We start from the raw sequence: 2,133 nt of genomic DNA on the forward strand, positions 1-2,133 counted from the left end.
CGCCGGGACCTGCGGCGGGGAGGCGCAGCACCACCCGGGCGCCGCCGCTCGGCGCCTCCTCCACCGCGACGGATCCGCCGTGCGCCTCCGCGACCGCGCGGACGATGGCGAGGCCGAGCCCGGATCCGCCGCTCTCGCGGTCGCGGCCCTCGTCGAGGCGCACGAACCGGTCGAGGACCCGCTCCCGCTCGGCCGCCGGGATCCCGCGCCCGTCGTCGTCGACCGTGAGCACGGCGCCGTCGCGTCCCGCCGCGGTGGCGACCGACACGGTCGACGCGGCGTGCCGCGCCGCGTTGTCGGCGAGGTTGCGGACGGCGAGCGCCAGGAGCCGTGCGTCGCCGGCGACCCGGCACGCGGTGATCCCCGACGCGTCCACGCGCACGCCCGCGCGGGCCCGGATCCGCGCGACCTCGTCGAGCGCGACGTCGTCGAGGTCGACCGGGCGGGCGTCGAGGGCGGCGTGCTCGTCGAGGCGGCTGAGCACGAGGAGCGCGTCCACGAGGTCCTGCTGCCGTCCGCCCTCCGCGAGCACCACGTCCGCCAGCTCGCCGAGGCTCGTGCGGTCGGGATGGAGGCGGGCGAGCTCGGCGTGCTGCCGCACGGTCGCGAGCGGCGAGCGCAGCTCGTGCGACGCGTCGGAGACGAAGCGCTGCTGCGCGCGGCGGGACGCGTCGAGGCGGGCGAGCATGCCGTTCAGGGTGCGCGCGAGCCGGTCGACCTCGTCGCCCGTCCCGGGCTCGTCGATGCGCCCGTCGCCCCGGGCGGAGCCGATGGCCTCGGCGTCCCGGCGGATCCGCTCCACCGGGCGGAGCGCCCGGCCGACGACGATCCACGCCAGCAGGGCGACGAGGGCGACCACGACGGGCACGGCGACGAGCAGCAGGCGGACGACCGCCGCGAGCGCGTCGTCGGCGTCCTCGAGCGGCGCGGCGACGGCGACGGTCACCCCGTCCGCGTCGTCCACCTCGTCGGACACCACGAGCCGCCGCTCGCCGTCGCGCACGACGACCCCGGACGAACCCGCCGCGGTGAGCGCGGTCCCGCCGGCGTCCTCGCCGTGGGCGAGCACGCGCCCGTCGGCGTCGAGCACCTGCACGAGGTCGTCGTCGCCGAGCCCCGTCACCGCGTCGGGCCCGCGCGCGGCGACCGCGTCGGTGATCGTCTCGAGGGTCCGCTCCGTGGCCTGCCGCACGCCGTCCTCGAGCGACGCGCGGAGCACCAGCGCGAAGGCGACGGCCCCGAGCGCCCCGAGGACGAGCGCGATGAGGGCGACCGCGGTCGTGGCGCGGACGCGGAGGGAGCGCCGGTGCCGGGACGGCCGGTGCGGGTCACGCATCGGATCCGCCCAGCCGGTAGCCCGCGCCCCGCACGGTCTCGATGGTGGTGGTGCCGTAGGGCCGGTCGAGCTTCCGGCGGAGGTGGGCGACGTACACCTCGACGATGGACGGGTCGCCCTCGAAGTCGTCGTCCCACACGTTCTGCACCACCTCGCGCTTGGAGACCACGCGGCCGGCGTTGCGGGCGAGGAACTCGAGGACCGCGAACTCGCGGCTGGTGAGGTCGATCTCCTCCCCGGCGCGCGTCGCGCGGCGGGGGCCGGGGTCGACGACGAGGTCGCCGATGCGGTGGGCGACCGGGCGGGCCGGGGCGCCGCGCCGCACGAGCGCGCGGATCCGGGCGACCAGCACGGGGAAGGAGAACGGCTTCGTGACGAAGTCGTCGGCGCCGGCCTCCAGCGCCTCCACCTCGTCCCAGTCGCCGTCCTTCGCGGTGAGGATGAGCACGGGCGTCCAGATGCCCTCCTCGCGGAGCGTCCGGCAGACGGCCCAGCCGCTGAGGCCCGGCATCATCAGGTCGAGGAGGATCGCGTCGTAGGCGTTCTCGCGCGCCCACCACAGGCCGTCGACGCCGTCGTGCGCGACGTCCACCGCGAAGCCCTCGGCCTGCAGCCCGCGGCGGATGCCGTCCGCGAGGCGCCGCTCGTCGTCCACCACGAGGATCCTCATCGGACCACCGTGGCAGACGCGCCGGGGAGCCCGGTGCACGTCGGGCGGCGGTCGGCCGGGTCCGCGGACCCGGCCGTCAGCTCCCGTCGGGCGCGCGGCCCGCGCCGGGATCGGCGGGCGCCGGGTG

At 77.7% G+C, this 2,133-nt stretch carries 2 protein-coding genes; both read right to left on the reverse strand.

What is annotated here, in order from left to right; all coding sequences use genetic code 11:
- Nucleotides 1-1,336, reverse strand: a 1,336-nt coding sequence (locus Q6969_RS15135) for an ATP-binding protein (RefSeq protein ID WP_317231185.1), incomplete at its 3' end; no start/stop codon positions are given.
- Nucleotides 1,329-2,006: a response regulator transcription factor gene (locus Q6969_RS15140; RefSeq protein WP_317231186.1), complete on the reverse strand. Its 678-nt coding sequence runs from the start codon at nt 2,004-2,006 to the stop codon at nt 1,329-1,331. The genes Q6969_RS15135 and Q6969_RS15140, both read right to left, overlap by 8 nt.
- Nucleotides 2,007-2,133 lie beyond the last annotated feature (127 nt).

Source organism: Clavibacter sp. MX14-G9D (genome assembly GCF_032917815.1).
GTDB classification, from domain to species: Bacteria; Actinomycetota; Actinomycetes; order Actinomycetales; family Microbacteriaceae; genus Clavibacter; species Clavibacter michiganensis_K.

Excerpts from the sequence above, each read along its gene's own strand:
- Q6969_RS15140 (WP_317231186.1), bottom strand. The coding sequence starts at position 2,006 with ATGAGGATCCTCGTGGTGGACGACGAGCGGCGCCTCGCGGACGGCATC.